Source organism: Geodermatophilus nigrescens, from assembly GCF_900129495.1.
GTDB classification, from domain to species: domain Bacteria; phylum Actinomycetota; class Actinomycetes; order Mycobacteriales; family Geodermatophilaceae; genus Geodermatophilus; species Geodermatophilus nigrescens.
On the sequence record NZ_FQVX01000003.1, the window covers coordinates 851,942 to 877,920 of the forward strand.

Annotated in this window: 26 protein-coding genes; 6 read left to right on the plus strand and 20 right to left on the minus strand. The window is 76.2% G+C overall.

The window, feature by feature from the left end:
• Positions 1 to 2: 2 nt before the first annotated feature.
• From BUE37_RS17755 to sodN, 4 genes are all read right to left on the minus strand, one after another.
• Positions 3 to 497 carry a GNAT family N-acetyltransferase gene (locus tag BUE37_RS17755; RefSeq protein ID WP_073421647.1) on the minus strand — a complete coding sequence of 165 codons (495 nt, stop codon included), beginning with the start codon at positions 495 to 497 and terminating at the stop codon, positions 3 to 5.
• The gene (gene pssA, locus BUE37_RS17760; RefSeq protein WP_073421648.1) at positions 494 to 1,321 is read right to left on the minus strand and encodes a CDP-diacylglycerol--serine O-phosphatidyltransferase; all 828 of its coding nucleotides are present in this window, start codon (positions 1,319 to 1,321) and stop codon (positions 494 to 496) included. Before pssA ends, BUE37_RS17755 begins: the two co-directional genes overlap by 4 nt.
• Before the next feature lie 9 nt (positions 1,322 to 1,330).
• The gene (locus BUE37_RS17765; RefSeq protein WP_073421649.1) at positions 1,331 to 2,008 is read right to left on the minus strand and encodes a phosphatidylserine decarboxylase; all 678 of its coding nucleotides are present in this window, start codon (positions 2,006 to 2,008) and stop codon (positions 1,331 to 1,333) included.
• 199 nt (positions 2,009 to 2,207) lie between these two features.
• Positions 2,208 to 2,612 carry a superoxide dismutase, Ni gene (sodN, locus tag BUE37_RS17770; RefSeq protein ID WP_073421650.1) on the minus strand — a complete coding sequence of 135 codons (405 nt, stop codon included), beginning with the start codon at positions 2,610 to 2,612 and terminating at the stop codon, positions 2,208 to 2,210.
• A gap of 51 nt (positions 2,613 to 2,663) precedes the next feature.
• Between sodN and BUE37_RS17775 the strand changes: the two genes are divergently transcribed.
• Positions 2,664 to 3,041 carry a S26 family signal peptidase gene (locus BUE37_RS17775; protein ID WP_245794708.1) on the plus strand — a complete coding sequence of 126 codons (378 nt, stop codon included), beginning with the start codon at positions 2,664 to 2,666 and terminating at the stop codon, positions 3,039 to 3,041.
• Here the strand turns inward: BUE37_RS17775 and BUE37_RS17780 are convergent.
• Positions 3,038 to 3,655 (minus strand): dTDP-4-dehydrorhamnose 3,5-epimerase family protein, encoded by a 618-nt coding sequence (locus tag BUE37_RS17780; RefSeq protein WP_073421997.1) that lies wholly within the window; start codon positions 3,653 to 3,655, stop codon positions 3,038 to 3,040. The two genes, BUE37_RS17775 and BUE37_RS17780, sit on opposite strands and share 4 nt — an antisense overlap.
• Positions 3,656 to 3,735: 80 nt before the next feature.
• Here BUE37_RS17780 and BUE37_RS17785 point away from each other — a divergent pair, with 80 nt between their 5' ends.
• A complete protein-coding gene (locus BUE37_RS17785; RefSeq protein WP_073421651.1) occupies positions 3,736 to 4,956 on the plus strand; it encodes an NAD(P)-dependent malic enzyme in 1,221 nt (406 codons plus the stop codon).
• Here the strand turns inward: BUE37_RS17785 and BUE37_RS17790 are convergent.
• The 12 genes from BUE37_RS17790 to BUE37_RS17845 form a co-directional block, all read right to left on the minus strand.
• Positions 4,946 to 6,412 (minus strand): pyridoxal phosphate-dependent decarboxylase family protein, encoded by a 1,467-nt coding sequence (locus BUE37_RS17790; protein ID WP_073421652.1) that lies wholly within the window; start codon positions 6,410 to 6,412, stop codon positions 4,946 to 4,948. The two genes, BUE37_RS17785 and BUE37_RS17790, sit on opposite strands and share 11 nt — an antisense overlap.
• A complete protein-coding gene (locus BUE37_RS17795; protein ID WP_073421653.1) occupies positions 6,409 to 7,749 on the minus strand; it encodes an MFS transporter in 1,341 nt (446 codons plus the stop codon). The genes BUE37_RS17790 and BUE37_RS17795 overlap by 4 nt, the downstream gene beginning before the upstream one ends.
• Entirely contained in the window at positions 7,746 to 8,798 is a 1,053-nt protein-coding gene (locus tag BUE37_RS17800) for an acyltransferase family protein (protein ID WP_073421654.1), read from the minus strand. The genes BUE37_RS17795 and BUE37_RS17800 overlap by 4 nt, the downstream gene beginning before the upstream one ends.
• Positions 8,795 to 9,631 (minus strand): alpha/beta hydrolase, encoded by an 837-nt coding sequence (locus BUE37_RS17805; RefSeq protein ID WP_073421655.1) that lies wholly within the window; start codon positions 9,629 to 9,631, stop codon positions 8,795 to 8,797. The genes BUE37_RS17800 and BUE37_RS17805 overlap by 4 nt, the downstream gene beginning before the upstream one ends.
• 75 nt (positions 9,632 to 9,706) lie before the next feature.
• A complete protein-coding gene (locus tag BUE37_RS17810) occupies positions 9,707 to 10,387 on the minus strand; it encodes a response regulator transcription factor (protein ID WP_073421656.1) in 681 nt (226 codons plus the stop codon).
• Positions 10,384 to 11,649 (minus strand): sensor histidine kinase, encoded by a 1,266-nt coding sequence (locus BUE37_RS17815; RefSeq protein ID WP_073421657.1) that lies wholly within the window; start codon positions 11,647 to 11,649, stop codon positions 10,384 to 10,386. The genes BUE37_RS17810 and BUE37_RS17815 overlap by 4 nt, the downstream gene beginning before the upstream one ends.
• 30 nt (positions 11,650 to 11,679) lie before the next feature.
• On the minus strand, positions 11,680 to 12,393 hold the full coding sequence (locus tag BUE37_RS17820; protein ID WP_073421658.1) for a metal-dependent hydrolase: 714 nt from the start codon (positions 12,391 to 12,393) through the stop codon (positions 11,680 to 11,682).
• Between the two features lie 147 nt (positions 12,394 to 12,540).
• Positions 12,541 to 12,726 (minus strand): DUF6104 family protein, encoded by a 186-nt coding sequence (locus tag BUE37_RS17825; RefSeq protein ID WP_073421659.1) that lies wholly within the window; start codon positions 12,724 to 12,726, stop codon positions 12,541 to 12,543.
• 33 nt (positions 12,727 to 12,759) lie between these two features.
• A complete protein-coding gene (locus tag BUE37_RS17830) occupies positions 12,760 to 16,632 on the minus strand; it encodes a multifunctional oxoglutarate decarboxylase/oxoglutarate dehydrogenase thiamine pyrophosphate-binding subunit/dihydrolipoyllysine-residue succinyltransferase subunit (protein WP_073421660.1) in 3,873 nt (1,290 codons plus the stop codon).
• Between the two features lie 131 nt (positions 16,633 to 16,763).
• Entirely contained in the window at positions 16,764 to 17,609 is an 846-nt protein-coding gene (locus BUE37_RS17835) for an ankyrin repeat domain-containing protein (RefSeq protein ID WP_073421661.1), read from the minus strand.
• Positions 17,610 to 17,716: 107 nt separating this feature from the next.
• Positions 17,717 to 18,472 (minus strand): ABC transporter permease, encoded by a 756-nt coding sequence (locus tag BUE37_RS17840; protein WP_073421662.1) that lies wholly within the window; start codon positions 18,470 to 18,472, stop codon positions 17,717 to 17,719.
• Positions 18,469 to 19,470, minus strand: coding sequence for an ABC transporter ATP-binding protein (locus BUE37_RS17845; protein ID WP_139253028.1), 1,002 nt, complete (start codon positions 19,468 to 19,470; stop codon positions 18,469 to 18,471). The genes BUE37_RS17840 and BUE37_RS17845 overlap by 4 nt, the downstream gene beginning before the upstream one ends.
• A 205-nt stretch (positions 19,471 to 19,675) precedes the next feature.
• On the opposite strand from BUE37_RS17845, the gene BUE37_RS17850 reads away from it, so the two are divergent.
• From BUE37_RS17850 to BUE37_RS17860, 3 genes are all read left to right on the plus strand, one after another.
• Positions 19,676 to 20,134, plus strand: a complete 459-nt coding sequence (locus tag BUE37_RS17850) for a universal stress protein (RefSeq protein WP_073421664.1) — start codon at positions 19,676 to 19,678, stop codon at positions 20,132 to 20,134.
• 13 nt (positions 20,135 to 20,147) lie between these two features.
• Positions 20,148 to 21,248: an adenylate/guanylate cyclase domain-containing protein gene (locus tag BUE37_RS17855; protein WP_073421665.1), complete on the plus strand. Its 1,101-nt coding sequence runs from the start codon at positions 20,148 to 20,150 to the stop codon at positions 21,246 to 21,248.
• An 84-nt stretch (positions 21,249 to 21,332) separates the two neighbouring features.
• On the plus strand, positions 21,333 to 22,970 hold the full coding sequence (locus tag BUE37_RS17860) for an ABC-F family ATP-binding cassette domain-containing protein (protein ID WP_073421666.1): 1,638 nt from the start codon (positions 21,333 to 21,335) through the stop codon (positions 22,968 to 22,970).
• An 86-nt stretch (positions 22,971 to 23,056) separates the two neighbouring features.
• Here BUE37_RS17860 and BUE37_RS17865 read toward each other — a convergent pair whose 3' ends face one another.
• The 3 genes from BUE37_RS17865 to BUE37_RS17875 are packed head-to-tail and all read right to left on the minus strand — an operon-like array spanning position 23,057 to position 25,057.
• Positions 23,057 to 23,611, minus strand: a complete 555-nt coding sequence (locus tag BUE37_RS17865; RefSeq protein WP_073421667.1) for a GNAT family N-acetyltransferase — start codon at positions 23,609 to 23,611, stop codon at positions 23,057 to 23,059.
• A gap of 2 nt (positions 23,612 to 23,613) precedes the next feature.
• Positions 23,614 to 24,726, minus strand: coding sequence for a PHA/PHB synthase family protein (locus BUE37_RS17870; protein WP_073421668.1), 1,113 nt, complete (start codon positions 24,724 to 24,726; stop codon positions 23,614 to 23,616).
• Positions 24,647 to 25,057, minus strand: coding sequence for a hypothetical protein (locus BUE37_RS17875; protein WP_073421669.1), 411 nt, complete (start codon positions 25,055 to 25,057; stop codon positions 24,647 to 24,649). Before BUE37_RS17875 ends, BUE37_RS17870 begins: the two co-directional genes overlap by 80 nt.
• A 121-nt stretch (positions 25,058 to 25,178) precedes the next feature.
• Between BUE37_RS17875 and BUE37_RS17880 the strand changes: the two genes are divergently transcribed.
• Positions 25,179 to 25,949 carry an SDR family NAD(P)-dependent oxidoreductase gene (locus BUE37_RS17880; protein ID WP_217651296.1) on the plus strand — a complete coding sequence of 257 codons (771 nt, stop codon included), beginning with the start codon at positions 25,179 to 25,181 and terminating at the stop codon, positions 25,947 to 25,949.
• The last annotated feature ends 30 nt before the right edge of the window (positions 25,950 to 25,979 follow it).

A 25,979-nucleotide genomic window follows, 5' to 3' on the forward strand; every position in this document is an offset into this window, starting at 1 on the left:
GCTCAGCCTGCCGTACCGCGCCGATCGGCCGCGAAGCCGGTCAGGGCGTCGTCGGTGAGCCGGAAGACCGTCCACCCGTCCATCGGCACCGCGCCCGCCGCCCGGTAGAAGGCGATCGAGGGCTCGTTCCAGTCGAGGACCGACCACTCCAGCCGGTCGTAGCCGCGCTCGACGCAGGTGGCCGCCAGCGTGCGCAGCAGCTCCCGCCCGAGGCCCGTCCCGCGGTGCCGCGGCTGCACGTACAGGTCCTCGAGGTAGATGCCGTGCGTGCCGCGCCAGGTGGAGAAGTTGAGGAACCACAGGGCGGTGCCGACGACGGCGCCGTCCGGGCCGAGGGCCACGTGGCCGAACAGGGCGGGGGAGTCGCCGAACAGCGCGCCGGACAGCTGCTCCTTGGTGAGCCGCACCTCGTGCGCGGACTCCTCGTACTCGGCCAGCTCCCGCACCAGGCCGACGACGGCGGCGACGTCGCCGGGCTCGATGCGGCGGACGGTCACGTGAGCACCTCCCGGACCCGCTCCGGGACCAGCCGGCCGAGCGGGGACAGCACCGGGTTGAGCACCGGCGCGAGCAGGTAGCCGTAGGCCAGCACGCAGCCGGTGACCACCGGGACGGTGGCGAACCCGACGACGAGCGCGACGGCGGCGGCGACCAGCCCGTAGGGGCGGCCGCTCTTCGGGCTCACCAGCGACCGGAACGAGCGGAACCGGACGGTGCTCACCATCAGCAGCGCCGGGACGGCGACGATGAGCAGCACCCACAGCCGGTCGCGGCCCTGCATCTGGTCGCCGAAGGCGAACACGGAGGCCAGCACGACGCCGGCCGCGCCGGGGCTGGGCATGCCGGTGAAGTACCGCTTGTCGGCCGTCGGGTCGACCGTGGTGTTGAAGCGGGCCAGCCGGATCGCCGCGCACGCCACCCACAGGAAGCACACGACCCAGCCCAGCGGGTCCCACTCGTCGCGGCCCTCGGAGAACAGCGTGAAGGCCAGCAGCGCCGGGGCCAGGCCGAAGGAGACGAGGTCGGCGAGCGAGTCGAACTGCAGGCCGAAGGCGCTGACCGCGCGGACCAGCCGGGCCACCGCGCCGTCGGCGATGTCGAAGAGCACCGACAGGCCGATGAGCACCGCGGCGAGGGAGAACTGCCCGCGGATCGAGACCAGGATCGCGGCGAAGCCGCACATCATGTTGCCGAGCGTGAACAGGCTGGGGAGCGTGGCGAGGGCCCGGCGGCGGCTGCCCCGGACCGAGCCGCGGACGAACTCGACGGTCGCGAGCCGCCGGGTGGGCGCGCGGCCCTCGCCCGACGCGGAACTGGGCACCGGGGGCCCTCAGCCGGCGGCGGGCCAGCGGGCGATGACGGTGTCCCCGCCGCGCACGCGCTGGCCCTTCCGCACGGTGATCTCGCACTCGGCGGGGAGGAAGACGTCCATCCGCGAGCCGAACTTCATCAGCCCGAACCGCTCGCCGGTGGCCAGCCGCTGCCCGACGCCGGTGCGCGTGACGATGCGGCGGGCGAGCACCCCGACGAGCTGGCGGAAGACGACGGTCCGGTCGCCGTCCCGCAGCCACAGCTCGCTGCGCTCGTTGCGGTGCGCCGACTCCGCCCGGTAGGCGGCCAGGAAGCTGCCCTTGCGGTAGGAGCTCTCCACCACCTCACCGCGGTAGGGCGAGCGGTTGACGTGCACGTCGACGACGGAGAGGAAGACGCTGACCTGCTGCCAGCCGCCCGGCGGCGCGGGCTCGGGCGCCACGCCCTCCTGCGGCTCCCCGGCGACCATGACCATCCCGTCGGCGGGGGACAGGACGACGTCGGCCGGTGGCTCGACGCGGTCGCAGGGCCGCTCGGGGTCGCGGAAGAACAGCAGCATGTAGGCCGAGAGCGCGAGGAACGGCCAGGCGGCGACCCGCGCCCAGCGGCGTCCGGTCCGCGCGCCGGCGGCGGCCAGCACGGCGGCGGGGCCGAGGGGTCCGGTGATGAAGGGCCACCCGGCCCGGTCGATGCGCATCGAGGTGCGACGGTACCGGGGCCGCTCCGCGGGCCCGGGCACCCGCCACCGGCGCGCTGGGTCCGCGCCGCCGGCCCGGGGCGGGGACGCCGACGGCCGGTGGGCGGGTGCCCACCGGCCGTCGGGACGTGCCGTCGGCCCCCTCGCAGGGTCCCGCCGCGAGCGTCAGCGAGCGGTGGGGGGGCGAGGGGGTCCTTCGTCAGGCCGCGGCCTTGGTCTCCCAGAAGATCTTGTCGATCTCGGCGATGTAGTCGAGCAGCTTCTGGCCCTCGGCCGGGTCCATGCTGCCCTTGCCGCCGGCGGCGCCGGCCTGCTTGGTCGCCTTGTTGAACAGCTCGTGCAGCTGCGGGTACTTCTCGAAGTGCGGCGGCTTGAAGTAGTCGGTCCACAGCACCCACAGGTGGTGCTTGACCAGGTCCGACCGCTGCTCCTTGATCAGGATGGCGCGGGTGCGGAAGGCCGGGTCCTCGTTGGCCTGGTACTTCTCCTGGATGGCCTTGACGGACTCCGCCTCGATGCGGGCCTGGGCCGGGTCGTACACACCGCAGGGGAGGTCGCAGTGCGCGGTGGCCTCCACGGCGGAGAACACGCGGCTGAACAGCATGTCTCTTCCTCCGGATGTCGCGGGATCGGGTCGTCTGCGACCCTACTCGCGGTGATCACCCCCCGTCCCGGCGAGCGCCCGGTCCCGCCGCTGGCCGGCGCGTGGGTGGTGGCGCGGGTGAGCGGCCCGTCGATGTCGCCGACCGTCCGGCACGGCGACCGGCTGCTCGTCCGGCGGGTGCGCGCGGGCCGGGTGGCGCCCGGCGACGTCGTCCTGGCGCGGTTCCCCGCGCGGCCGGACCTGCTCGTGGTCAAGCGGGTGCACGCGCTGCTCGACGGCGGCGCCGTCGACGTGCGCGGGGACAACCCGCTGGTCACCGACGACAGCCGGGCGTTCGGGCCGGCCGTCGCCGTGGGCCGCGTCGTCGGCCGGCTGTCCCCCCGGCCCGGGAGGCTGCGGCCGCCTCCGCCCGTCCAGCCGACCGCCTAGACGCCCGCCTGACCCCCAGCGCGCAGCTCCGCGTAGCGGGCCGTGCACTGCTCCATCGTGGGCAGCGTCCCCTGCGCGCGGGCCTCGGCCAGCGTCGGCGCGGCGCGGTCCTTGTCCGACAGCCGGACCTCCACGTCCGCCGGCCACGGCAGGTCCAGCTCGGGGTCCAGCGGCGAGACGCCGAACTCGCGGCCGGGGGAGTAGCCGGTGGAGACCAGGTAGGTCACCGACGAGCCGTCCTCCAGCGCGAGGAACGCGTGGCCCAGGCCCTCCGCGAGGAAGACGGCGCGCGGCTCGGCGGCGTCGAGCAGCACGGAGTCGGAGACGCCGAACGTCGGGGAGCCGACCCGCACGTCGACGACGACGTCGAGCACCCGGCCGGCCGGGCAGTAGACGTACTTGGCCTGGCCCGGGGGGACGAGGGCGAAGTGCACGCCGCGCAGCACGCCGCGGGCCGACACGCTGTGGTTGGCCTGCGCGAGCGGCAGCGCCCAGCCGGTGGCCGCCGCGAGCACGTCGGCGCGGTACCACTCGGTGAACCGGCCGCGGTCGTCGCCGTGCGGCACCAGGTCGAGCACGTAGGTGTCCGGCACGGCGAGCTCGCGGATCTCCACGGCGGGCACGGTAGCGAGCCGCCGTGCGCCCGGGGTCGGCGGCAGAGGGACCCCCGGCGCCGCACTACCCTCCGGGGTCCATGAGCGCAGAGACGGGCTCGCCCGCGACCGCTGCCGACCGCACGCCGCGGGCCCCGGCGGAGGACCGCTTCGCCTCCGACCCGGCCTTCGAGGTGCACGAGGGCGGGAAGCTCGTGGTGCGCCCCACCCGCGGGATCGAGTCCCGCGAGGACCTCGCGCTCACCTACACCCCCGGCGTCGCCCGCGTCTCCAGCGCCATCGCCGCCGAGCCGGAGCTGGCCCGCCGCTTCACCTGGGCCTCCCGCGTCGTCGCGGTGGTCTCCGACGGCACCGCCGTCCTGGGTCTCGGCGACATCGGGCCGGCGGCGGCGCTGCCGGTGATGGAGGGCAAGGCCTGCCTGTTCAGCGAGTTCGCCGGGCTGTCGTCGGTGCCGGTCGTGCTGTCGACGACCGACGTCGACCGGATCGTGGAGACCGTCGCCGCCATCGCGCCGTCGTTCGGGGGCATCAACCTCGAGGACATCAGCGCCCCGCGCTGCTTCGAGATCGAGGACCGGCTGCGCGAGCGGCTCGACGTCCCGGTCATGCACGACGACCAGCACGGGACGGCGATCGTCGTGCTCGCCGCGCTGCGCAACGCCGCCCGGGTCACCGGCCGCACCCTGGCCGACCTGCGGGTGGTGGTGGCGGGCGCCGGCGCGGCGGGCATCGCCTGCACGCGGATCCTGCTCGGCGCCGGGGTCGGGGACATCTGCGTCGCCGACTCCCGCGGCGTGCTGCACCCCGGCCGCGAGGACCTCACCCCGGTCAAGCGGTGGGTCGCCGAGCACACCAACCGCTCGGGCTACGCCGGCACGATGACCGGCGCGCTCGAGGGCGCCGACGTCTACCTGGGCCTGTCCGGCGGCTCGGTGCCCGAGGCCGCGATCGCCTCGATGGCGCCGGGCTGCATCGTGTTCTCCCTGGCCAACCCGACGCCGGAGGTCGACCCGGAGATGGCCGCGCGGTACGCCGCCGTCGTCGCCACCGGGCGCAGCGACCTGCCGAACCAGATCAACAACGTGCTCGCCTTCCCCGGGGTGTTCCGCGGCGCCATCGACGCGGGCGCCACGGCGATCACCGAGGAGATGAAGCTGGCCGCCGCCGAGGCCATCGCCGGCGTCGTCGGCGACGACCTCGCGCCCGGGTACGTCGTGCCGAGCCCGCTGGACCGGCGGGTGGCCACCGCGGTCGCCGAGGCCGTGGCCGCCACCGCCCGGGCGCAGGGCATCACCCGCTGAACGCCGCCCGGCGGGGCCGGTAGACCAGGTCGAGGACACCGGCCAGCAGCCGCTCGGCCACCGGGCGGGGGAGCGCCGCCACCAGGGCGTGCACCGGCGCCATCCGCTCGGGCAGCCGCCCGCCGCCGACGCCGGCCAGCTCCAGCAGCGCGTCGACCTCGGCCACGGTGAGCGCGGCCGGGTCGATCGTCGCGGCGGCCGCCACCAGGTCCGGGTCGGCCACGGGGCGGGGCAGCTCGGCGGCGGCCCGGGCGGCGTCGGCGAGGTCGGCGAGCAGGGCGTCCACCCGGCCCGCGGTGGCGCCGGTGACGGTGAGGTGCAGCGTGGCGGGCAGGTCGGCGCCGCCGGGCTGGGCGAACGGCGGCTGGGGCTGCAGCAGCCAGCCGCGGGCGGTGGCCTCGTCGGCGAGATTCAGCACGTCGACGCCGTCCGGGCCGTCCTGCGCCAGCGCGACCAGCGTGGCCACCGGCGTCCCGACCACCCGCAGTCCCGGGATCGCCGCCGCGCCCCCGGCCAGCGCGACCGTCGCCGCCCGGGTGGCCCGCGCGAGCTCCGCGTAGCCGTCGCGCCCCAGCCAGCGGTGCACGGCCCAGGCGGCGGCCATCGGGCCGGCCGGGCGGGTGCCGGCCAGCGTCGGGTTGACCACCGGGTAGCCGGGCCAGCCGGCGGTGCTGAACCAGTGCCCCTGCCGGAGCTCGGGCTCGGCGGTGAGCAGCACCGAGACGCCCTTGGGCGCGTAGCCGTACTTGTGCAGGTCCACCGACAGCGAGGTCACGCCGGGCACCGACAGGTCGAACGGCTCGGGGACGTCGTCGAGGAAGGGCAGCACCCACCCGCCGATGCACGCGTCGACGTGGCAGGGGACGCCCGCGGCGGCGGCCAGCGCGGCCACCTCGCCGACCGGGTCGAGCACGCCGTGCGGGTAGGACGGCGCGCTGACCACGACCAGCGCGGCCCGGTCGTCCAGCGCCCCGGCCACCGCCGCCGGCAGCGCCCGGCAGGTGTCCGGGTCGACGGCGACGTCGGCGACCTCGAGGTCGAACAGGTGCGCGGCCTTGCGGAACGCGGCGTGCGCGGTGACCGGCAGGACGAGCCGGGGCCGCCCGCTGCCGCCCCGCCGGTAGCCTCCCCGCGCCCGCCACCGCTCGCGGGCGGCCAGCACCGCCAGCAGGCAGCTCTCGGTGCCGCCGCTGGTGACCGTGCCGACCGTCGCCGGGCCGCCGCCGAGCAGGTCGGCCGCCGCGCCCACCAGGTCGTCCTCGATGCGGGCGACGCTCGGGAAGGCGGTCGGGTCCAGCGCGTTGGTCCACTGGAACGCGGCCTGCGCGGCGGCGGCGAGGTCCTCGACGCCGGCCCGTCCGGAGTCGTAGACGTAGGCCATCGTCGAGCCCCCGTGGGTGGGCACGTCGCCGGCCTGCAGCGCGGTGAGCTCGGCCAGCACCTCCTGCGGCGTCACGCGGGGACCTCCTGGGGCCGGTCGGGGACGGGGTCGAGCCGGTAGCGGGCGAGCACCGGCAGGCTGGCGAGCACGAGCAGCGCCGGGACGACCGAGAAGCCCAGCCGTACGGCGAGCACCGCGCCGTCGGACTGGACGGCGTCGCCGCCGGCGGAGGAGCGGTAGCCGGCCGCCGCGAGCAGCAGCCCGAGCAGGCCCGGGCCGACGGCGAGGCCGAGCGTCTCGGCCGCCGTCCACACGCCGGTGAAGACGCCCGCGCGCCGCTGCCCGGAGGCGGCCTCGTCGGCGGCCACGACGTCGGGCAGCATCGCCAGCGGGAACATCTGCATGCCGGCGTAGCCGACGCCGACCAGGACGACGAGGGCCAGCGCGGGCCCGGTGCCGCCCGGGCCGACCAGCGCCAGGGCCGCCGCGCCCGCGGTGAACAGCGCCGAGGACGCCAGCAGCCCGGTGCGCTTGCCCAGCCGCCGGCTCACCCGCAGCCACAGCGGCATGACGACGATCGCCGGGCCGACCAGCGCGGCGAACAGCAGCGAGCCCGCGGCGGCGTCGCCGAGCACCTGCTCGGAGAAGTACGGGACGCCGGCGAGCATCACGCCGATGCCGAGCGCCTGGACGACGAAGCCGGTGAGCAGCACCCGGAACGGCCGGGACCGCCAGGCCAGCACCAGCGTGGCGCCGAGCCGGCCCTCGCTCGTGGCGCGGGTGAGGGTGGGCGCGCGGCGGGTGCCGGCGACCGCGCCGAGCATCCCGCCGGCCAGCAGCAGCGCGACGAACACGGCCATCGCCAGGTGGCCGCCGCGCCCGCCGCCGAACGCGTCGACCACCGCCGGGGCGCCGGCGCCGGCGAGCAGGATGCCGAGCGCGAGGGCGGCCACCCGCCACGACATGAGCGTGGCGCGCTCGCCCGGGTCGTCGGTGATCTCGGCCGGCTGGGCGACGTAGGGCACCTGGAAGCAGCCGTAGGCGGTGGCGGCGAGCAGGAAGGCGACCGCCACCCAGGCGGCGGCCAGCGCCGGCGGCTCCCCGGGGCCGGCGAAGACCAGCACGAACAGCGGCGGCAGGGCCAGCCCGCCGGCGAGCATCCACGGCCGGCGCGGCCCCCAGCGGCCGGTCGTGCGGTCCGACCGGCTGCCGATCCAGGGGTTGAGCAGCACGTCCCACGCCTTGGGGGCGAACACGACCAGGCCGGCCAGCCCGGCGGCGACGCCGAGCTCGTCGGTCAGGTAGTACAGGAGGAGCAGGCCGGGCACGGTGCCGAACGCGGCGGTGCCGATGGAGCCCACGGCGTAGCCCAGGTGCGTGCCCCGGGACAGGCGCGGTGCGACGGCGGTCACAGCGGGGCACCGTAGCGGCCGGCGGCCGGGCGCGCCCCGAGCGCCCGCACCGCGGCGGTGGTCAGCCCGGCCAGGACCAGCACCCAGCCGGCGCGGGCGACCAGCCAGGCGGGGTCGTCCGGCAGGTCGTGCAACCCGGGCAGCGGCGCGGCCGGCAGCGTGCCGAGCCACAGGAGCACGAACAGCGGCTGGTGCAGCAGGAACACCGGCAGCGCCGACCGTCCGGTGGCGACCGCGGCGTCGGCCAGCGGCCCGCGGGCCCGGCGCAGCACTGGCAGCAGCAGCCCGGCCGCGCCGGCCTGCGCCAGCCCCAGGGCGAGCGTGGCCGCCGACGGCGGGTCCAGGTTGGAGGCCCCGACGCCCGGGACGCCGACCGCCGTCACCGGCAGCCCGCCGGCGGTCACCAGCAGGACGACGGCGAGCACCCCGCCGGCCAGCAGCGCCACGCAGGCACCCGGGCCGGGCTCGCGCCGGGCGGCCGCCACGCCCAGCTGCCACGGCACCCACCACGCGGCCAGCGCGGTGGCGACCGTCCCGGCGGTCCCCGGCACCAGCGGCCCGGCCAGCGCGAGCCCGAGCGGCAGGACGGCGGCCGCCGCGCCGAGGCGGGCGTCCAGCCGCACCAGCAGCGGCGTCGCCAGCGACAGCACCAGGTACACGCCGAGGAACCACAGCGGCCGCAGCGACAGCGTGACGACGGTCCGGACGACGCCCTGCGACGCCCCGGCCACCGCCAGCGCGGTCGCGAGGGCCGCCACCGCGGCCACGAGGGCGACCACCGGCCCGGCGGCCCGGCGCAGCGTCCGCGACCACCGCCGCGCCCCGGTCCCGCGGGCCGCCGCCCAGCCCGCGACGAGGAAGAACAGGGCGAGCGTCTGCAGCAGCCAGCTGACCGGCGCCAGCGCGGGCATCCCGGCGAGCGGGCTGCCGGTGACCACCCGCCCGTCCACCGCCCCGGGCGCCCCGGGCGCGGTGACCAGCCAGTGCCCGAGGACGACGCCGGCGAGCGCCAGGGCGCGCAGCAGGTCCGGGCCGCGGTCGCGGGTCACGCCGCACCGCCCGCGGGTGCGGTGGCGATCCGGGCGATCGCCTCGAGGGACGCCGTCCCCGGTGAGAGGTAGCCGTCGTGCCCGCGCACGCCGTCGACCGGCAGCGGGCGGGCGCCGAAGCCGGGGCCGGCCGGGTCGCGGCCGTGCCCGAGGTCGCCGATCCGCAGGCCCGGCACCCGGCCGATCCAGTCGGCGTCCGCCCGCCCGGCCCACACCCGGGCGGTGGTGCCCAGGTCCGCCACCGACCCGGCGCGCGCCCCGGGGCTGCCCAGGAGCACCACGTCCTCGGCGGCGAGGTCCGGCGCGGCCAGCGCCGCGACGACGGCGCCGTAGCTGTGCCCGACCACCGTCACGTGCGCCGCCGCCGACGGGCCGGCCCGCAGGTCGTCGACGAACCGCACGAGCGCGGTGGCCCCGGCACGGGCGAGCCGGCCGCTCGCGGCGTCCACGCCCAGCCCGTCCGGCGTCACGTAGCCCACCCAGAGGACGACGGCGAGGCCCGGGCCGCCGGCGTCGGCGAGGGCCCGCGCCCAGCCGAACGGGCGCCGCCGCGGGTCGGCGTGGTCGTGCAGCCGGGCGAGGTCGGTGTCGGACCCGGGCACCAGCACCGCCACCGAGCGGGCCGTCGCGAGGTCGCCGAGGACGACGACGGCGAGGCCCCGGCCGGCCGGGTCGCAGCCGAGGACGCCCACCGGCCCGAGCCGCGCGGCCAGGTCGGCGGCGCACGCGGCGTCGAGCCGCACGGGCGCCGGGACGGCGGCCTCCGACGGCTGCGCGGACGCCGTCCACAGGGCGCTGACCAGCAGGAACGAGGCGGTCCACCGGTTTCTCACGCTGCCCGACGCTAGGCAGGTCGGGCGCCCGGATCGTCACACCGGGGAGCCCACCTGCGGGTGCTACCGGGGTACTCAGGAGCCGGGGGAGACCAGCCCCGTCTCGTACGCCAGTACCACCGCCTGCGCGCGGTCGCGCAGCCCGAGCTTGGTGAACACGCGGCTCACGTGGGTCTTCACCGTCTGCTCGGCGAGCACCAGGTGCGCGGCGATCTCGGTGTTGGACAGCCCGCGGGCCACCAGGGCGAGCACCTCGGCCTCGCGCTCGGTCAGCGCGGTCAGCACCTGGGGGCGGGGGGCGGGCGCGGCGGTGGGGCGGGCGGCCACGAAGTCGGCGATCAGCCGGCGGGTCACCGCGGGCGCGAGCAGCGCGTCCCCGGCCGCGACCACCCGCACCGCGTGCAGCAGCTCGGCGGCCGGCGCGTGCTTGAGCAGGAACCCGCTGGCCCCGGCGCGCAGCGCGTCGTAGACGTAGTCGTCGAGGTCGAAGGTGGTGAGCACCAGCACCCGCGGGTGCGGCGGGTCGCCCGACAGCAGCGCGCGGGTGGCCTCCAGCCCGTCGAGCACCGGCATCCGCACGTCCATGAGCACGACGTCGGGCGCCCGCCCGGCCGCGGCCAGGCCCGCGTGGGTGGCCAGCGCGGCCGCGCCGTCGCCGGCGGTGCCCACGACCTCGACGTCGGGCTGGGCGCCGAGCAGCGCGGCGAAGCCCTCGCGGACCATCTCCTGGTCGTCGACCAGCATCACCCGGATCACCGGCGCGCGACCTCCAGCGGCAGCTCGGCGAGCACCCGGAAGCCGCCGTCGGCGGTGGGGCCGGCGTCGAGGCGCCCGCCGTGCAGCTCGGCCCGCTCCCGCATGCCGGTCAGGCCGTTGCCGGCGCCGGGGGTGCCCGGCACGGCGCCGGGGCCGTTGACCACCTCGATACGCACGGCGCCGCCGTCCTGCCGCACCGTCACCCGCACCGGCGCCCCGGGGGCGTGCTGGGCGGCGTTGGACAGCGCCTGCTGCGCGATGCGGAAGACGCTCAGTCCCAGGCCCGCGGGCAGGTCGAGGTCGGCGACCTCCACCCTCAGGTCGGTGCCCGCCGCGCGGACGCCGGCGAACAGCGCGCCGAGGTCGGCGGTGCCCGGCTGCGGCGACCGCTCGGCGTCCTGGTCCTCGGCGCGCAGCACGCCGAGCAGCCGCTGCAGCTCGGTGAGCGCGGTGCGGGCGGTGCCGGCCACCTCGGCGAGCTCCGCGCCGGCCCGCACGTCCAGCGGGGCCAGGCGGTAGGGCGCGGTCTCGCAGCGCACCGCGATGAGCGACAGGTGGTGGGCGACGACGTCGTGCATCTCCCGCGCGATCCGGGCCCGCTCGGCCAGCGCGCCGCGGGCGGCCTGCGCCTCCGCCGTCCGGGCCTGCTCGGCCTCCAGCGCGCGCCGGGCGTCCCACCGGGCGCCCAGGCTCGCTCCGACCACCAGCGGGGCCAGCACGCCGAGGAACGCCACGGGCAGGGTGAGCCGCAGGTCGACCGGCCACGGCGTCGTCGCGCCGAGCACGACGACGAGCGCCAGCGAGACCACCGCGACGCCGAGCGCCACCCTCCGGGCGCAGGCCCAGGCGACGGCGAGCAGCACCGGGCACCACAGCGTCCACTGCCAGCCCTCGAGGACGGGCGCGGGCGCCGGGGGAGGGGGCAGCGCGTAACCGACGAGCACGAGGCCCAGCAGCGACAGCCGCCACCCGTCGAGCGGGCGGCGCACCGCGAGCACGAACCCGGCCAGCAGCGGCGCCGCGGTGAGCAGGAACAGGCCGCTGGAGAGCCGGCTCGAGGCGCCCGCCCCCGACGCGGTCAGCCACGTGACGTAGCCGGCGAGCGCGACGACGAGCAGCAGCAGGCGGTCCCAGCGCCGCTTGCGGGGCCGCCACGGCGGGCGGCCGGTATCGACGGCGGTCCACAGCGCCGCGGCGACCGCGCCGGGCACGGGGCGCAGCAGCGGCAGCGACCAGCGCGCTGCGGTGTGGAGGACGGTCATGGCGAGCGCAACCTAGCGCTGCCCGGCGACTCAGCCCAGGCTGAGCAACCCCTGCAGGTAGGGGTCGACGACGTCGCGGGCGGCGGTGTTGCTGTAGAGGAACCAGACCGCGACCAGCAGGAACGCGGGCGCGAGCACCGCCTTCTCCAGCGTCGTGCCCGTGCGCATCGGCGTCAGGGCCACCCGCTTGCGCTTGAGCAGCCACAGCACCGGCAGCGGCACGCCCTGCTTGGTGATGAGGTCGCCGGCGACGTGGGTGAGCACGCCGAGCGCCACCGCCCACGGCAGCCAGGTCGGTTGCGGCGAGTGGGCCAGCAGCAGCCACGCGCCGCCGAAGGACAGCGCCAGGTTGCCGACGACGGTGTTCTCCGCCCGACCGGGGATGACGAAGTGCAGCGCCCGCAGCGCCAGCCCGATCGCCAGCGCCATGACCACGAGGCTCGACCAGTAGAGGTTGGCCGCGGCCAGCGCGACCGCTCCGAACGCGATCGGCGCCAGCAGCGCGTCGTGGGTGCCCCAGCGGTGGCCGCCGGACAGCCGGCCGATCGCGCCGGAGGGCACGTCGGTCAGCGGGCCCCACATGTCCGAGACGGTCGAGCCGGAGTGGTCGAGGTCGGGGAGCATGGCGAACCCGCCGGCGGCGGCCACCCACGCGACCTGCGCGACGGTGCCGTCGACCGGGGCCCAGGGGAGCGTCGCCGCGCCGGCGGCCAGGCCGGAGAGCGCGTGGGAGTGACCGAGCACGTGCGCAGCGTCCCGCCTGGTGGGGCGCCGCCGGCGGAGGCGCTCCGTACCGACGATCAGCCGGGATCACCGGCGTACGTCCTGGCTCAGCGTGGGAGGTGAGCCAGGACGCAGCACGATCAGCTCACCTGATCGTGCGTCCGGCGCTCAGTCGTCGTCGACGTCGTCGGTGCCGCCGCGGGCCAGCCAGGTGGCGAGCCGCTCGATCGGCACCTCGAAGTCGGGGTTCTGGTCGACGAAGGCCTGCAGCTGGTCGGCCAGCCAGGCGAGGGTCACCTGCTCCCCGCCCCGCCGGTCGGCCAGCTCCTCCAGGCCCCTGTCAGTGAAGTACACGGCCGGGACGTCCTCTGGTGGAGTACACGGACGTCAGCTCGCGAAGGCCTCGGCGACCAGCGCCTTCTGCTCGCTCTCGTGCACCTTCGCCGAGCCCACGGCGGGGCTGGCCGACGCCCGGCGGCTGACCCGGCGCAGGGTGCGGCCACCGAGGTGCTCGGGCAGCTCGAGCGCCATGAACGACCAGCCGCCCATGTTCGCCGGCTCCTCCTGCACCCAGACGAGGTCCTGCGCGTTCGGGTACCGGCCGACCGCCTCGGCGATCTGCTCGGCCGGCAGCGGGTAGAGCTGCTCGACCCGCAGGATCGCGGTGTCGGCGCGGCCCTCGGCCTCGCGCTGGGCGACCAGGTCGTAGGCGACCTTGCCGCTGCACAGCAGCACCCGGCGCACCGCGGCGTCGTCGAGCGGCTCGCCGCCCACGCCCGGGTCGCCGAGCACCGGCCGGAAGGACTCCTCGGTGAAGTCCGCGACCGGGCTGACCGCCGCCTTGGCCCGCAGCAGCGACTTCGGCGTGAACACGACCAGCGGCCGGTGCACGTCGGAGAGCGCCTGGCGGCGGAGCAGGTGGAAGTAGTTGCCCGGCGTCGAGCAGTTGGCGACCGTCATGTTGTTCTCGGCGCACAGCTGCAGGAACCGCTCGATGCGGCCGCTGGAGTGGTCGGGGCCCTGGCCCTCGAGGCCGTGCGGCAGGAGCATCGTCACGCCCGAGCGCTGGCCCCACTTGGCCTCGCCGGAGGAGATGAACTCGTCGATGACCATCTGCGCGCCGTCGACGAAGTCGCCGAACTGCGCCTCCCAGAGGACCAGCGCCTTCGGGTTGGCCACCGAGTAGCCGTACTCGAAGCCGAGCGCGGCGTACTCGGAGAGCAGGGAGTCGTAGACGAAGAACTTCGCCTGCTCCTCGGACAGGTTGCCGAGCGGCGTGTACTCGCCGGCGGTCTCGCGGTCGATGAGCACCGAGTGGCGCTGCACGAACGTGCCGCGGCGGGAGTCCTGGCCGGCCAGCCGCACCGGGACGCCCTGCATGAGCAGCGACCCGAAGGCGAGAAGCTCGCCCATCGCCCAGTCGATGCCGCCCTCGCTGACCATCGCGGCGCGCCGCTCGAGCAGCCGCTGCAGCTTCGGGTGCACGGTGAAGTCCTGCGGCAGCGAGACGTGCGCGTCGCCGATCGCCTTCATCACCTCGGGGGTGATGGCGGTGGCGACGGTGCTGACCTGCTGGGCCGGCTGGTCCATGACCGGCTGCGGCTTCGGGGTCTCCGTGGCGTCGTGCGTCTCGGCGAAGGCCCGCTCCAGCTGGTCGCGGTAGTCCTTCAGGGCCTCCTCGGCCTCGCCCAGCGTGATGTCGCCGCGGCCGATCAGCGCCTCGGTGTAGAGCTTCCGGACCGAGCGCTTGCGGTCGATGATGTCGTACATCAGCGGCTGGGTCATCGAGGGGTCGTCGCCCTCGTTGTGCCCGCGCCGGCGGTAGCAGACCAGGTCGACGACGACGTCCTTGCGGAACGCCTGCCGGTACTCGACCGCCAGCCGCGCCACCCGCACGCACGCCTCGGGGTCGTCGCCGTTCACGTGGAAGACCGGCGCGTTGACCATCCGCGCGACGTCGGTCGAGTAGAGGCTCGAGCGGGCCGCGGCCGGGCTGGTGGTGAAGCCGACCTGGTTGTTGATGACGACGTGCACGGTGCCGCCGGTGCGGTAGCCGCGCAGCTGCGACAGGTTCAGCGTCTCGGCGACGACGCCCTGGCCGGCGAACGCGGAGTCGCCGTGCAGCAGGACCGGCAGGACGGTGAAGCCCTGCTCGCCCTTGTCGATCATGTCCTGCTTGGCGCGGACGATGCCCTCGAGGACGGGGTTGACCGTCTCCAGGTGCGAGGGGTTGCTGGCGAGCGAGACGGCGATCTCCGCACCCGGCTGGAACGGGTTGGCGAAGGTGCCCTCGGCGCCGAGGTGGTACTTCACGTCGCCCGAGCCCTGGACGGTGCCGGGGTCGATGTTGCCCTCGAACTCGCCGAAGATCTTCGAGTAGCTCTTGCCGAGCACGTTGGCCAGCACGTTGAGCCGGCCGCGGTGGGCCATGCCGATCGCGACCTCGTCGAGGCCGTGGTCGGTGCCGGCGATGAGCACCTCGTCGAGGATCGGGATGACCGACTCGCCGCCCTCGAGGCTGAAGCGCTTCTGGCCGACGTACTTGGTCTGCAGGAAGGTCTCGAACGCCTCCGCGGCGTTGAGCCGGCCGAGGATGTGCTTCTGCTTCTCCCGGTCGGGCTGCTCGTGCTTGACCTCGATCCGCTTCTGGAGCCACTCGCGCTCCTCGGGATCGGTGATGTGCATGTACTCCACGCCGACGGTGCGGCAGTAGGAGTTGCGCAGGACGCCGAGGATGTCGCGCAGCGGCATGACCTTCTCGCCGGCGAAGCCGCCGACGGGGAAGGGGCGGTCGAGGTCCCACAGGGTGAGGCCGTGCTGGAGGATGTCGAGGTCGGGGTGGCTGCGGACCTTGAACTCGAGCGGGTCCGTGTCGGCCATGAGGTGGCCGTTGCGCCGGTAGGACTCGATGACCTCGATGACCCGGGCTTCCTTGTCGATCTGCCCCTCGCGGCTGACCCGCACGTCGGGCATCCAGCGCACCGGCTCGTAGGGGATGCGCAGCGACCGGAAGACGTCGTCGTAGAAGCCGTCCTCGCCGAGGAGCAGCTGGTGCAGCCGGCGCAGGAAGTCGCCGGACTCGGCGCCCTGGATGATCCGGTGGTCGTAGGTCGACGTCAGCGTGATGATCTTGGAGATGCCGAGGTCGGTGAGCGCCTCGGGGCTCATCCCCTGGAACTCCGCCGGGTACTCCATGGCGCCGACGCCGATGATCGCGCCCTGGCCGGCGGTCAGCCGCGGCACCGAGTGGACGGTGCCGATGGTGCCCGGGTTGGTCAGGCTGATCGTGGTGCCGGAGAAGTCCTCCAGCGTCAGCTTGTTCGCCCGCGCGCGGCGGATGACGTCCTCGTAGGCGCCCCAGAACGCGGCGAAGTCCATCTCCTCGGCGCCCTTGATCGAGGCGACGACGAGGGAGCGCGAGCCGTCGGCCTTGGGCAGGTCGATGGCCAGGCCGAAGTTCACGTGCTCGGGCTGCACCAGGGTCGGCTTGCCGTCGACCTCGGCGAACGCGGCGTTCATGTTCGGGAAGTCGTCGAGCGCCCGGACCAGCGCGTAGCCGATCAGGTGCGTGAAGGAGACCTTGCCGCCGCGGGAGCGCTTGAGGTGGTTGTTGATGACGATGCGGTTGTCGGCCAGGAGCTTGGCCGGCACCGCCCGCACGCTCGTCGCCGTGGGCACGGTGAGCGAGGCGTTCATGTTCTTGACGACGCTCGCCGCCGCACCGCGCAACGGCGTGCGCCTCGGGCCCTCGCCGGCCGGCTGCGCCGGCTTCGCCGCGGGCTTCGGCGCGGGGGCGGCCGCGGTCTTCTGGTCGGCACGGTCGGCCGCGCGGTCGACGACGGTGGCCTCGGTGCGCTCGGGCACCGGGGTGGACCGGACCGGGGCGGGGGTGGCCGGGGCGGCGGGCGCGGCCGCGGTGGGGGCCGAGGCGGCCGCGTCGGCGGCGGCCGGGCGCGCGGCGCCGTTCGAGGGCGCGGCGGCCTGGGCGGAGGCCTGGGCAGGTGCCGGGGCGGGGGCCTGCGGCCGTGCCGGGGCGGCGGCCTGCGCGGGCGCCGGGGCCTGCTCACGGTCGTCGCTGGCGGCGACCGGGCTGCCCGGCCGGTAGTCGGCGAAGAACTCGTGCCACGCCTGGTCCACGCTGGACGGGTCGGCGAGGAACTGCTGGTACATCTCCTCGACCAGCCACTCGTTGGTGCCGAAGCCCGCCACGGCCGAGGAGGCGCCGGTGGTGGACGGCCGGGATGCGTTGTCGCGTGACACGGGGTCGAGTGCCTTCTTCGTCGTCGGTGGGCGTCTCTGGACCGGGGACTGACTCTACGCCCGTCCCTCCCGGCCGACCCGGAGTGCGCAGCCGGTGTGCCGGGCCCGCGGCGAGGTCCGCGCGACCTCCCTCAGCTGCTCGCGCCGGCGGCCACCAGCAGGTCCACCAGCGCGTCGCGGGCACCGGCCCGACCTGCGTCGTCGCGCCGGTGGCGGGCCGCGGCGACCCGGCTGATGTCGAGGGCGCTGGCGCCGTCGCTGGTGGTGGCGTCGACGTCGGCCCCGGCGGCCAGCAGGAGCCGCACGACCTCGGGCGCGTCGCCCTCCGGCCCGGTCCCCGGGCCGGCCGGCGCGCCCGCCGGCGTCCCGGCCGACACCGCCTCGTGCAGCGCGGTGCGCCCGGTGTCGGGGTCGCGGCGGTCGGCGCGGGCCCCGGCGTCGAGCAGCGCGCGCACCAGGTCCGGCCGGCGGGCGGCGGCGGCCGCGGCGAGCGCACCGCCGTCGGGGTCGGCCCCGCGCTCGAGCAGCAGCCGGAGCGTCCCGGCCGCGCCGCCGGCGGCGGCGACGGTCAGCAGGTCCAGGCCGGTGACCGGGTCGGTGAGCGGGGCGCCGCCGTCGAGCAGGACCGCCAGCCGCGCGGCGTCGTCGAGGTAGGCGGCGGCCGGGGCGTCGACCGGCGCGCCGAGCTCCCCGAGCAGCGGCACGAGGTCCGGGGCCTCCAGGACGGCGACGTGCAGCGGCGTGCGGCCGGACTCGGTGCGCGCCCCGAGGTCGGCGCCGGCCGCGGCCAGGTCGCGCACGGCGACGGTCTGCCCGCAGGCGACGGCCACGTGCAGCGGCGTCCAGCCGCTCTCCCCGGCGCGCTCCACCGTGCCGGCCAGCAGCCGCGGCGCCTCGGCCACGGCCGCGCGGACCGCCCCGAGGTCGCCGGCCTCCACCAGCCGGATGAGTCGCTGCACCGTCATGCGGGTGGTCATGCAGGGGGTCCCCGTCCTCGGGAGTCGTGTGCGGGAGCGGCGCCGCGCCCGTGGCCGGGCCGGCGCCGGCGTCGGCGCTCGGGGCGTCGGTGCGGGTGGGCCGGGGCTCAGCTCACGTCGCGGCGGACGGCGAGCAGGGTGCCCAGCAGCGCCGCCACCAGACCGTAGCCGAGCAGCAGCACCGCCCCCTGCCACCGCTCGAGCAGGTCGGGGGCCTCGAACGTCGCCGTCATGGCCTCCAGCGCGCCACCGGGCAGCCACTTGTAGGTGCCGGCGGTCGCGGGGATCGACCGGATGATCGGCTCGATCACGAACAGGTAGACCAGCCCGCCGACGATCGCCCCGACCTGGTTGCGCAGCAGCGCGCCCAGGCCCACGCCGATGACGGCGTAGATCACCAGCGCCAGCCCGCTGTTGCCCAGCACCTGCAGGTTGTCCCCGGTCAGCGACGGCGCCGAGCCCCGCGCGCCCGCGGCGACGAGCACGACGACGTAGTTGACCACCAGTACGAGGAGCGCGAAGGGCACCGCGGCCGCGGCGTAGGCCAGGAGCTTGGCCACGACCACCCGGCCGCGCCGCGGCGTCGTGAGGAAGGTCGGGGTGGCCGTGCGGTGGCGGTACTCCTGGGTCATCCCGATGACGCCGAGGATCAGGAAGAGCACCGTCACGTTGGCGGCGACCGCGAGCGCCAGCTGCTCGTAGGCCGGGGTGCCGACGGCGGGCAGCCCGCTCTCGGGGTTGCCGGCGAAGGCGGTGAACAGGACGGCGAAGCCGATGGTCAGCGCGCACGCGCCGAGCAGCAGCCCGATCCAGACGCGGGTGGTGAACAGCTTGGTCCACTCGGCGCGGACGAGCGCGCTCATCGGGTCGCTCCCTCGGGGGCCGTGGGCCGGTCGGAGGTGGTCGCGGGCTGGTCGGGGGTGCCGGCGGCGTACTGCTCCTGGCCGGCGGTGAGCCGGAAGTAGAGCTCCTCGAGGCCGGTGCTCTCGGCGCGCAGCTCGTGCAGCTCCACCTGCGCGGCGAAGGCCCGGGCCCCGACGTCGGCGGGGCTCGCGCCCTCGACGGTGACCAGCCCGTCGTCGCCGCGGGCGGCGGACAGCCCGCCGGAGGTGAGGACGGCGGCGAGCCGGTCGGCCTCGGGGCTGCGGACGAGCACGGTGCCCGCGCCCTGCGCGCCCGAGCGCAGCTCGGCGATCGAGCCCTGCCGCACCAGCCGGCCGGCGCCGACGATGACCACCCGGTCGGCGGTCTGCTCCATCTCGGCGAGCAGGTGGCTCGACACCAGCACGGTGCGGCCCTCGTCGTGCGCCAGGTGCCGGAGGAAGCCGCGCAGCCAGAGGATGCCCTCGGGGTCGAGGCCGTTGGCCGGCTCGTCGAGGACCAGCACCGGCGGGTCGCCGAGCAGCGCGGTGGCCAGCGCGAGCCGCTGCCGCATGCCGAGGGAGTAGCCGCCGGCACGGCGCCGCCCGGCGGCGCTGAGGCCCACCCGCTCGAGCGCCTCGTCGGCGCGGGCGACCGGCAGGCCCGCGGCGCGGCAGTAGACGCGCAGGTGGTCACGGCCGGAGCGGGCCGGGTGGAAGGCGGTCTCGAGCACCGCGCCGACGGTGCGCACCGGGTCGGGCAGCGCCGCGTAGGGGACGCCGTCGAAGGTGGCGCGGCCGCTGTCGGGGGTGACCAGACCGAGGACCATCCGCAGCGTCGTCGTCTTCCCCGCGCCGTTGGGGCCGAGGAAGCCGGTGACGGCACCGGGCTCGACGGTGAACCCGAGGTCGGACACCGCCCGGACCGAGCCGAACGTCTTGGTCAGGCCGGCGACCTCGATCCGCACCGGCCGTGGTCCGGCGGTGGTGCCGCTGGGCATCGGTCCTCCTCGTCTGTGCGTGCACCCCCGTGCGTGAGTCATCCAAGCGCACCCGGCCGACCGTTCCGACCCCTCCGGCCCCCGGGCCGCGGCCTCCGCACCGGCCGGCCACCCGCCGTCCACCGGCCGTTCCCCCGCGGCCCCGAGCGGGTGCGCCGCCGTGACCACGGGCACAGCCGGTCCGGCCGGTCACTACAGTGCGGCCGTGAGCGCCTACCGGACGGTCGTCGTCGGTACCGACGGCTCGGACTCCTCCCTGCGCGCGGTCGCGCGCGCGGGCGCCCTGGCCGGTGCGTGTGGTGCCGCCCTCGTCGTGGCCTGCGCGTACCTGCCGACGGAGGAGGACGAGCGGGAGCTCGCGCGGGCCCGGGACGTGCTGCGCGACGAGGCCTACCAGGTGGTCGGCTCGCACCCCGCCGAGGACACCGTCCGCCGGGCGGGGGAGGCGGCGCTGGCCGCGGGCGCAGGGGAGGTGCGCACGGTCGCCGTCGTCGGTTCGCCCGTGGAGGCGCTGCTCGACGTGGTCCGCCGCGAGGGCGCCGACCTGCTCGTCGTCGGCAACCGGGGGCTCGCCGGCATCAGGGGGCGGCTGCTGGGCTCGGTCCCCGCCGACGCCACCCGGCGCTCGGCCTGCGACGTCCTCGTCGTCCACACGACGGGCTGACCCGGAGCCGGACGTGGACCCCGCCGGCCCCGATCCCGACGTCCGGGAGTCGCTGGAGCGCCTGCTGCTGGGCGGGCCGCGCCGGCTGACGCGCCTGGAGGTCGCCGCGGCGGCCGGCATGCCGCCGGAGCGGACCCAGCGGCTGTGGCGCGCGCTCGGCTTCCCCGACGTCGCCGACGACGACCCGGCCTTCACCCTCGCCGACGTCGGCGCGCTGGCGACCGTCTCGGCGCTCATCGACTCCGGCTTCGTCGAGCCGGGGACCGAGGCGTCGATCGCCCGGGCCACCGGGCAGGCGCTGTCGCGGCTGGCCGACTGGCAGACCGACCTGCTCGCCGCCGCGCTGCTGCGCCAGGGCCGGGACGCGGAGGGACCGGTCGACGTCGTGGCCGCGGCCGAGACGCTGCTGCCGCTGCTGGCCCGCACGCAGGACTACGTGTGGCGCCGGCACCTCGCGGCCAACGTGGACCGGCTGATGTCGGATGGGGCGCCCGGCGACCGCCGCGAGCTCGCCGTCGGGTTCGCCGACCTGGTCGGCTACACCTCGCGCTCCCGCGGCATGGGCGGGCGCGAGCTCGGCGCGATGGTGGAGGCGTTCGAGGCCACCGCGACGGAGGTCATCGCCCGGCACCGGGGCCGGGTGGTCAAGACCGTCGGCGACGGCGTCCTCTACACCGCCGTCTCCGCCGTCGACGCCGTCGAGATCGGCCTGACGCTGCCCGGCGCCTGGGAGGCCGAGGACCGCCCGCCGCTGCGCGTGGGCGTCGCCTACGGGTCGGTGCTCACGCGGCTCGGCGACGTCTACTCGCCGGTGGTGAACCTGGCCAGCCGGCTCACCTCGCTGGCCCGGCCCGGCACGCTGCTCGCCGACCGCGTGCTGGCCGGGCACCTGCGGGGCCTGCGGCAGTACCGGGTGCGCCCGCTCCGGCGGGTGTCGGTGCGCGGCTACGACCACCTGCAGCCCTGGCTGGTGCGCCGCCGGCCGCCGGGGGAGGAGGACAACGCGCTGGAGTCGATGCTCGACGAGATGGCCGACGACGTCCTCGCCGGCGACGCCGAGGACGACGTCCGGGACGACCGCGAGGACGACGCCGGGAACCCGCACGACGGCTGAGCGCGCCCGCGCTACCGTGGTCGCGTGCTGTGACCCGCGGACCCGACGTCGTCCCTCCTCCGACCGTCCTCCCGGGAGCACCCCATGAGCGCCACCCTCGTCGCGCGCGCCCTCTCCGCCGGCCACGGCGCCCGCGTCCTGTTCTCCGGCCTCGACCTCGTCGTCGCGCCCGGTGACGTCGTCGGCCTGGTCGGCGTCAACGGCGCCGGCAAGTCCACGCTGCTGCGCACCCTGGCCGGCGAGCTGCCCGCCGGCGGCGGCTCGGTGTCGCTCAGCCCGCCGGCGGCGACCGTCGGGCACCTGCCGCAGGAGCGCGACCGCCGCGAGGGCGAGACCGTCGCCGCGGCCGTCGCCCGGCGCACCGGCGTGGCCGCCGCGCAGGCCGCCCTCGACGCGGCCACCGCCGACCTCGCCGAGGGGCGGCCCGGTGCCGACGACGCCTACGGCGAGGCGCTGGAGCGGTGGCTGGCGCTGGGCGGCGCCGACCTCGACGACCGGCTCGGGGCGGTGCTCGCCGAGGTGGCCCCCGGCGTCGCGCCGGACGCGCCGATGCCCGCGCTGTCCGGGGGGCAGGCCGCCCGCGTGGGCCTGGCCTCGCTGCTGCTGTCCCGCTACGACCTGCTGCTGCTCGACGAGCCGACCAACGACCTCGACCTGACGGGGCTCGACCAGCTCGAGCGGTTCGTCGCCGGCAACCGCGCCGGCATCGTCGTGGTCAGCCACGACCGCGAGTTCCTGTCCCGCACCGTCACCCGCGTCGTCGAGCTCGACCTCGCCCAGCAGCTCGTTCGGGTGGTCGACGGCGGCTACGAGGCCTACCTCGCCGAGCGCGAGGTGGCCCGGCGGCACGCGCGCGAGGAGTACGAGGAGTACGCCGGGACGCGGGCCGAGCTCGAGGCCCGCGCGCGCATGCAGCGCAACTGGCTGGCCAAGGGCGTGCGCGACGCGGTCAAGAAGAAGAAGGACCCGGACAAGCACATCACCGCGCACAACCGGTCGACGGCGGAGAAGCAGGGCGCCAAGGCCAAGCAGACCGAGCGGCGCATCGAGCGGCTGGAGGTGGTCGAGGAGCCCCGGAAGGAGTGGGAGCTGCGGATGACGATCGCCGCGGCCCCGCGCGCCGGCGCCGTCGTCGCCACCCTGCGCGACGCCGTCGTCCGCCGCGGCGGGTTCACCCTCGGGCCGGTGAGCCTGCAGGTCGACTGGGGCGACCGGGTGGCCATCACCGGCCCCAACGGCTCGGGCAAGACGACGCTGCTCGGCGCGCTGCTCGGCCGGGTGCCGCTGGACTCCGGCGCCGCGTCGCTGGGCCCGGCGGTGCGGCTGGGCGAGGTCGACCAGGCGCGCGGACTGTTCACCGGCGACCGGCTGCTGCTGGACGCCTTCGGCGCGGAGGTGCCCGACTGGCCCACCGCCGAGGTGCGCACCCTGCTGGCCAAGTTCGGCCTCACCGCCGAGCACGTGCTGCGACCGGCCGCGACCCTGTCGCCGGGGGAGCGCACCCGCGCGGCCCTGGCCCTCCTGCAGGCCCGCGGGGTGAACGTGCTGGTCCTCGACGAGCCGACCAACCACCTCGACCTGCCGGCCATCGAGCAGCTGGAGTCCGCGCTCGCCGCCTACCCGGGCACCCTGCTGCTGGTCACCCACGACCGCCGGATGCTCGACGCCGTGGCCACCACCCGCCGGTTCGCCGTCGAGGACGGCCGGGTCACGGAGTCCTGAGCCTCGGTCGAAGGACCTCCCTGCCCCCCACCGCTCGCGAGCTCGCGGCGGGACCCTGCAGGGAGGCCGGGGAACGGGAGCGGAGGTCAGCTCAGATCTTGGCCGAGTGCCTCGTCGAGGCCGACGGTGGCCATGCCCGACCACGTCTCGTCGACGTGGTGGGCCAGCACCATGAGGTCGCGCAGCTGCCCCTCCCGGTCGCGGACGTGGTCGCGCAGCAGCGCCTCCCCGGTGAAGCCCAGGCCGGTGAACAGCGCCAGCGCGCTGCCCTGCTCGGCGACCACCTCGACGACGAGCTTGGTCAGCCCGTCGCCGACCGCCGTCACCAGGGCGTGCCGGGCCAGCGCCCGTCCGAGGCCCGAGCCGCGGCGGGCGGGGGAGACCACGAGCCGGACCTCGCCGACGTGCGAGGACCAGCCCGTCAGCCGCCGGATCGCCACGTAGCCGGCGACGTCGCCCCCCGGGTCGTCGCCGTCGACGGTGACGAACCGCCGGGCGCTCCCGCCGCCGGACGCCCAGGACCGGACGACGTCGGGGTCGGTCACCTGCTCCTCGATGAAGGTGAGGTCCTCCTCCGGCAGCGACCGGAAGAACCGCAGCAGCGCGTCGCAGTGCGCCTCGCCGAGCTCGACGACGTCCACGCTCACCCCTCCTGCCCGGCGGCGCGGCCGGGCGTGTGCTCGTCGCTGCGCTGGCGCAGGAACCCGATGATCTCCGGCACGGTGGTCTTGGCCGCCGTCCGGCCGACCACCAGCCCCATGTGCCCGGCGTGCAGCCGCAGCTCGTGCTTGTCCTCCGACCCGACCAGGTCGATCAGGGGCGCCGTGGCAGCCGGCGGGACGATGTGGTCGCGGTCGGCGCGCACGGTGAGGAACGGCAGCCGGATGTCGGACAGGTGCACGCGGTCCCCGCCGACGGTCAGCCGGTCGGTGACCATGCCGTTGTCGCGCACGAGCATCTGCACGGTCTCCCGCGCGGCCGCGCCGGGGAACGGGATGTGGTCGTCGGACCAGCCGGTCATCGCCTGGTAGGCCGCCACGTACTCGTCGTTCCAGAGCCGCTCCCACAGCGTCACGTAGCGGGTGACCTCGGCGGTGGGGGTGAGGGTGCGGAAGCCCTGGACGACGATGCGCGGCGGGACGTTGCCGTTCTCGTCGACCACGTCGTCGACCTCCATCCCGCCGCTGCGGAAGATGTCGGCCATCGGCCCCATCTCCGTGAAGTCGACGGGGGTGGCCAGCACGCTCAGGCTGCGCACCGGGGCGTCGGGGTGGTGCGCGGCGTAGAGGAGCGAGAGGTCGCCGCCGAAGCAGTAGCCGAACAGGTTGACCTCGTCGGCGCCGGAGATCTCCCGCACCCGGTCGACGGCCGCGGGGACGTAGTCGTCGACGTAGTCCTCGAGGCGGTTCTGCGCGTCGCGCTCGTCGGGCTCGCCCCAGTCGACCATGTAGACGTCGAAGCCGGCGTCGAGCAGCTGCTCGACGAAGGAGTTCCCCGGCGTCAGGTCGAGGATGTAGCTGCGGCTGATCAGGCTGAACACGATGAGCAGCGGCGGCGAGTACCGCACCTTCTCGCTGCGGTAGTGCCACAGCTGGGTGCGGCCGCGCTGCCAGACGACGTCCTTGGGCGTGAGCCCGACGCCGGGCCGGTCGACGCCGGCGGCGAGCTTGATGCCGTTACGCGCGCGGAGGGCGTTGCGCTCGACGTCGCGGCGCACGCGGTCGAGCACCGCCTGGGGAGTGGGGACCGTCGGCATCGGGCTCCTCCGGGGTGGGGTCGGCGGCACGGGCACGTCGTTCGTTCTCCAGCTGCACGGTCAGCCGGCGCACCTCGCGGTCCAGCGCGCCGATCTGCGCCCGCAGCCGCGCCAGGTCGCTGCCGGCGGGCAGGTTGACCAGGTGCCAGGCGCGGGCGGACACCCCGCGTGCGGTGTCGCGCGCCATCGTCTGCGCGCGGCGCAGCAGGGTGACGCCGGTGGCGAACCCGGGGGTCCGCACCAGGTTCTCCGCGTGCGGGGTCACCGCCTTCTCGGCGGCGTCGAACGCCTGCCGCCACAGCGGCGTGCCCGGTGGCTGTGCCGACGTCATGCCGACTCCCTCCCCGCGGGTCCTGCTGCCCGCGCAGCACCCCCTACCCGCCCGGGCGGTGATGTACCGCACAGCCCGGATACGGTCCCGGGGACGGCATGGTCGGCGAGGGGAGTGCACGGTGGCGGACAAGAGCGTCCTGGACATGTTCCGGCTCGACGGCAGGGTGGCGATCGTGACGGGGGCGTCCTCGGGGCTGGGCGTGGTGTTCGCCCGGGCGCTGGCGCAGGCCGGGGCCGACGTCGCCCTCGGCGCCCGCCGCGAGGACCGCATGGCCGCGACGCGGGAGGCGGTCGAGGCGGAGGGCCGGCGGGCGATCACCGTGCGCACGGACGTCGCGCGGGTGGAGGACTGCCAGGCGCTGGTCGACGCCACGATGGCGGAGTTCGGGCGTGTCGACGTCCTGGTCAACAACGCCGGCATCGGCACCGCCGCGCCGGCCACCCGCGAGAAGCCGGAGGAGTTCCGGTCGGTCATCGACGTGAACCTCAACGGCTGCTACTGGATGGCCCAGGCCTGCGGGCGCGTGATGCAGCCGGGCAGCTCGATCGTGAACATCTCCAGCGTGCTGGGGCTGACCACCGCCGGGCTGCCCCAGGCGGCGTACGCGGCGAGCAAGGCGGGGCTGATCGGCCTGACCCGCGACCTCGCGCAGCAATGGACCGGCCGCAAGGGCATCCGGGTCAACGCGCTGGCGCCGGGCTTCTTCGCCTCGGAGATGACCGACCAGTACCCCGAGGGCTACCTCGACCAGCAGATGGGCCGGGTCCTCGCCGGCCGCGCCGGCGACCCGATGGAGCTCGCGGCCGCCCTCGTCTTCCTCGTCAGCGAGGCCGGCGGCTACGTCACCGGGACGACGATCCCGGTGGAGGGCGGCATGCTCACCAGCTGAGCCCGGTCCGGGGCCCCGCCGCGCGGCGGG

Excerpts from the sequence above, each read along its gene's own strand:
- BUE37_RS17785 (WP_073421651.1), top strand. The coding sequence starts at position 3,736 with ATGAGCGCAGAGACGGGCTCGCCCGCGACCGCTGCCGACCGCACGCCG.
- BUE37_RS17835 (WP_073421661.1), bottom strand. The coding sequence starts at position 17,609 with ATGACCACCCGCATGACGGTGCAGCGACTCATCCGGCTGGTGGAGGCC.
- BUE37_RS17845 (WP_139253028.1), bottom strand. The coding sequence starts at position 19,470 with ATGCCCAGCGGCACCACCGCCGGACCACGGCCGGTGCGGATCGAGGTC.
- BUE37_RS17870 (WP_073421668.1), bottom strand. The coding sequence starts at position 24,726 with ATGCCGACGGTCCCCACTCCCCAGGCGGTGCTCGACCGCGTGCGCCGC.
- BUE37_RS17875 (WP_073421669.1), bottom strand. The coding sequence starts at position 25,057 with ATGACGTCGGCACAGCCACCGGGCACGCCGCTGTGGCGGCAGGCGTTC.
- BUE37_RS17815 (WP_073421657.1), bottom strand. The coding sequence starts at position 11,649 with ATGACCGTCCTCCACACCGCAGCGCGCTGGTCGCTGCCGCTGCTGCGC.
- BUE37_RS17860 (WP_073421666.1), top strand. The coding sequence starts at position 21,333 with ATGAGCGCCACCCTCGTCGCGCGCGCCCTCTCCGCCGGCCACGGCGCC.
- sodN (WP_073421650.1), bottom strand. The coding sequence starts at position 2,612 with ATGCTGTTCAGCCGCGTGTTCTCCGCCGTGGAGGCCACCGCGCACTGC.
- BUE37_RS17765 (WP_073421649.1), bottom strand. The coding sequence starts at position 2,008 with ATGCGCATCGACCGGGCCGGGTGGCCCTTCATCACCGGACCCCTCGGC.
- BUE37_RS17840 (WP_073421662.1), bottom strand. The coding sequence starts at position 18,472 with ATGAGCGCGCTCGTCCGCGCCGAGTGGACCAAGCTGTTCACCACCCGC.